This window comes from Rhodopirellula maiorica SM1 (assembly GCF_000346295.1).
Taxonomy (GTDB): Bacteria; Planctomycetota; Planctomycetia; order Pirellulales; family Pirellulaceae; genus Novipirellula; species Novipirellula maiorica.
Genome location: NZ_ANOG01000847.1, coordinates 1 through 4685 on the forward strand (window position 1 = coordinate 1; position 4685 = coordinate 4685).

General features: G+C 56.4%; 3 protein-coding genes. 1 reads left to right on the top strand and 2 read right to left on the bottom strand.

Going from position 1 to position 4685, the window contains the following annotated elements; genetic code table 11:
* Positions 1-1038: phosphohexomutase domain-containing protein (locus RMSM_RS27215; RefSeq protein ID WP_040769581.1), on the top strand; the 1038-nt coding region annotated here is incomplete at its 5' end.
* Positions 1039-1761: 723 nt separating this feature from the next.
* Here RMSM_RS27215 and ispG read toward each other — a convergent pair.
* Both ispG and RMSM_RS41385 read right to left on the bottom strand, forming a co-directional pair.
* Positions 1762-2898 (bottom strand): (E)-4-hydroxy-3-methylbut-2-enyl-diphosphate synthase, encoded by a 1137-nt coding sequence (ispG, locus tag RMSM_RS27220; RefSeq protein WP_008704546.1) that lies wholly within the window; start codon positions 2896-2898, stop codon positions 1762-1764.
* Between the two features lie 138 nt (positions 2899-3036).
* Positions 3037-4685, bottom strand: a 1649-nt coding sequence (locus tag RMSM_RS41385; protein WP_040769582.1) for a hypothetical protein, incomplete at its 5' end; no start/stop codon positions are given.

A 4685-nucleotide genomic window follows, 5' to 3' on the forward strand; every position in this document is an offset into this window, starting at 1 on the left:
ATTAAACTATTTGGCCCTGACGGACGAGTGTTGGACGCGGTCACCGGAGCATCAATCCGCGATGCCTACTTGGCTGGCGAAGCGGCGTGGTGCTCGTTTGACAAAATTGGATCGGCAACCAGCGACGCGGATCCGCATGCCGAACATCTGGACATGGTTTTAGCAACCGTCGATGCTGCGGCAATCGCCAAAGCAAAGCACCGCGTATTGCTAGACAGCAATCACGGCGCAGGCGGATTGTTGGGCAAACGACTGCTCGCCGCACTCGGGTGTGATGCGGTGATTGTGGGGGACACGCCAGACGGCAATTTTGCGCATGTTCCCGAACCTACGGCCGACAATTTGACAGGGATTGCCGAACAAGTTCGTCAGCACGGCTGCAGCATCGGGTTTTGCCAGGACCCCGATGCCGATCGTTTGGCGCTGGTCGACGCCGACGGCCGCTACATCGGCGAAGAATACACCTTGGCATTGTGTGTCCAGCGTGCGATGCAACACAAAGCAACACGCGGTGCGATCGTGATCAACGGGGCGACCAGCGGGATGAGCGAACGATTGGCTGCCGAGTCGGGTGTCGAAGCGTTTCGCAGCAGCGTCGGTGAGGCCAATGTCGCCGATATGATGATCGCGAAACAGGCGAAATACGGTGGCGAAGGTAATGGCGGCCCGATCGATCCGCGAGTCGGGTATGTTCGCGACAGCTTCGTCGGAATGGCTCAGGTGCTGGATTTGATGACCGCGACCGGTAAAAGCTTGGCGGAGTTAGCCGATGCGTTACCGAGGCTGCATATCCACAAATCCAAGGCCGATGTTTCTGCCGACAAGTTACCAAAACTGTTCGACGCGTTGATCACGACGCACAAAGAGGCAACCGCAAGCACCGGAGACGGATTGCGTTTAGCGTGGCCCGACAAGTGGTTGTTGGTTCGCGGCAGCAACACCGAACCGATTGTGCGATTGATTGCCGAAGCGGAAAGTGAGGCCGAAGCCCGCGCCTTGTGCGATAACGCCGCCGCGAAACTAGCCGAAATCGCGTAGCGGAGGTCAGGCATCCATGTAGCGAAAGCCGTCCACGGCTTGTTGGTGTAGCCTGACTGCCGAATGCTTCGTTTAACCGTGAGCCGTTAGGCCAATGCCATCTACTTTGGTAGCGGCACGGCGCGAGCTCAATACCATCTACTTTCCTAGTGGGACTCGCCAGAGTTCCTGATGTTTCAACAACAAAGATGGGAATTCTGGCGAATCCCACCACTTTAGCATCCCCCAATGGTTGCCAAAGTAGATGGCATTGGGCGCGAGCCGTCCGGTTGAGGCGAGTAAAACGTTCGGTTTAGACCGGGCGAGGCCCCGCGCCGCACCGCTACAAACGCCACCCGTTTAGTGCCAATGTAGATGGCATTGGCCGTTAGGCACCGGGTCGTGCGTGGGACGGCGTGCGTGGGACCCGGCCGCTGACGAGAACGTCCGGCTTAGGGTGACTCTAACAACTCGCATTCGTTCTTTTCTTTTGGGGCCGGAGGCCGGTACAATTCATGCCGGTGGTGTTAACCACCGGTTTGGAATGCAGCAAACCCAAGGCCGGAGGCCGACACATTTACACAGTCATTGTGCATTGTGTCGGCCTCCGGCCTTTGCAGCTCATTCGCTACATCCCGTGGCCTTACGGCCACGCCAGAGGAGGTGTCGGCCTCTGGCCTGAGCCGGACGTTCTCTGACACGTCGCGGCTCAGGGTTCACCCCTGGAGCACGCGTGGCTGATGACTAGCCTTTGCGGGCGATCAGATCGTCGAGCTCTTGCTTTAATTTGGGCAAGATCTCGTCGTAACCGAACGCGCCGAGCGCCTCGGTGCCTCGTTTCAAATTGACCTTTGCTGGGCCGCACCACAATCCGAGATCCGCGTCGTCGGTTTCGCCTGGTCCATTCACACGGCATCCCATCACGGCGATGGTGATCGCGTGGTTTTTAGCGTATTCAGTCATCTCTTTGACACTGGCGGCCAATTCGATAAACGCTTCGTTTTCGACCCGTGAACAACTTGGGCAACTGATGATGTTCAGCGACGAATCATCAAACACGACGACGCTGCGCACTCGGCCACTATAGATGTCTTGGACGATCGAATGGCCCGCGTCGATTTCCTCGGGTTTCCGGTCGTTGGGTAACGTCAACGAAACGCGAACCGTGTCACCGATTCCTTTGCCAATCAATTGCTCGAACGCGATTCGCGTTTTCACAATCCCATCGGGCGGCATGCCTGCTTCGGTCACCCCAAGATGCAACGGCACATCAGGACGCAATTCAGCAAAACGCTTGTTGACTTCGATCACTTTCCGAGGGTCGCTGTCTTTGAGCGAAACGACGTAGCGGGTGAAGTCGAGCGAATCGACCAACTCGCAATGTTCACGAGCCGATTCGATCATCGGGGTGATTGAATCCGCAGGATCGTACATCTCTTTTTTAGCCGGATCCATGCTGCCGCAATTCACACCGATACGGATTGCGCAATCGTGCTCTTTCGCTTGATCGATGATAAACCGCACCTTGTCTTGCCAAGGTTTGTCACGTTGATGGTGGTATAAATGGCCGGGGTTGTAGCGGATTTTGTCGACGTAGGGAGCGACTTTTTCGGCCAAACGAAAGTTTTCCTGTAAATCTACCGCCAAGTTCGCGGTTGTCTGTTGGCGAATTTCCGCCAATGCCGCGGCGTCCTTGTCACTATCGACCGCGATGCGAACCACGCCGGCGCCTTGTTCGCGGAGCGCCTCGGCTTGAGCAACTGTGGCATCAATGTCTTGCGTCTTGGTCGCCGTCATGCTTTGGACTGCGATCGGATGATTGTCGCCGACGGTGATCGAGCCGATTTGGACGCTGCGGGTAGGGTTACGTTGAATCGTCATCTTGTTTTGGTTAGCTGGAATTGGACTCAGGGTCTGCGAATACCATACCTGATGCCCGTCGTTTTCCCTAGTACTTGGCCGAAATCACGGGGCGGGGGGTGGGGCGTTACGATCGAACACGGACAACGATCGCGGCGATCAGCGTTGGATCAGTGCGGCGCCCAATTGTGCGACGAAGGGAACCATTTCGCGATGAGCACGCTGCAGCATTTCGGCCGATCGCTGGGGGACGCCGTTTCGCTGCAAATTGTTAATTTCGCTGCTCAATTGCTGCCAACTGTCCATCAAATGGCTCGCTTCCCGCTGTAGCTCACCGAAATCGGCACGCGACGTTAACTGCGAATGCAGTCGTTTCGCGTGAATATAAAAGTCTTTTGAACCATCCACCAACAAATTGCGGCGCGATTGCGAATTGATATAGCGGCTGAAACGCTGCACATCGGCATCCAAATATTCCGCGTGCCCCTCCAACGACGCTGCCGCTTGGACCAAAGTGGCCAAATCCACCGGCGTCCCGCTTGACGCCGATACGTTTAGTGCTTGACGCAACTGCTCACAAACGCTGTCGATTTCGACAATGGCGCTGTTAGGCAGCGTCCTCATTTGAATGTACGAAGCCCGCAGCGTGTTCCAATCTGAATCAATCTTCTTGAACGTGGTGGCCAAATCTCGGATTGACGCGTTCCGCGCGGTCGCCGTTTCAAGTTGCCGACATTGTTCGTACAACCGGCGACTCGCTTCCATCACATGGATTTGCTCGGACGGATTCAGCGCAACCATCGACCGCAGCGTCAGCTGGTCCATCAAATTGCTAACACTCGATTCCAAGCGAACCGAAGCCGCTCGCACGTCCACTGCACTGGTCGGCGGAGGAATCCAAAGCAGCGCATACGTTTGATTGGCGACATCGCGAATTCGATCCAATCGCCGATTGAGATGGCGATCATTGATCGCCGCGACGCGTCGCCCCAGTGGACTCCATTGGCCCACAAACTCGGTAAATCGCGACACCACATCCTCGTAACTACCCTCGGCGACCGATTGAGCTTGGCTGAGCAGTTTTTGTTGCAACAGTCGGCAATCATGCGTCAAGGTTTCGGCATCGCGGCTAGAGATCGCAGCTAACTGCAGATCATCAATCAGCGTTTCCATGCACGTTGATGCGACAATCATCAAGTCACGAAGTTGCGATCGATCAAATTGAGGACCGATCCCCAGTCGTCGTTCCATCGAGGCAACTAACTGGTCCGCACGCCGAATCGAGCTCGTACATTCGCTATCGAGTTGGTCGAGTGAACGCAGGTTGAACGACAATTGCCGCCATCGCGAATCCAACTCGGAATACGGCAACGCGATCGGTTGCAACGCGGCGAGATTATCACAGCTCTGGATCAACGTGCGAGCGTCGGCGGCGATCCGATACGCTTGCGGCAATAACGGGCGAATGCTAGGCGTGCGTACCGAGTGCTCGCGCAGATCGATCACCAATCGGTCGACGGTGACGTAAAAATCGACCAACTCTTGGGCAAAATCGGCGGCTTCGCGGCTGCGGACGTTGATGCGTGGGATTTGCGTGGCAGCGTTGCCCCGATTCGCCTCGGTTCGATTGGGAAAGGGCGAAGGAGCGATTTCGACATTCGTCGGCTGATTCGGATTGCCCTGACGCGGTGGAACCGGCTGTGCCGGTTGCGTCGGCAATCGATTGCGTTGTTCTCGTTCCAATTGCGCTTCGGCGATCGTGCGAAACAAACTTTCGATCAGCTCGCCACGTTGCGCGAGCGCCGACT

Excerpts from the sequence above, each read along its gene's own strand:
- ispG (WP_008704546.1), bottom strand. The coding sequence starts at position 2,898 with ATGACGATTCAACGTAACCCTACCCGCAGCGTCCAAATCGGCTCGATC.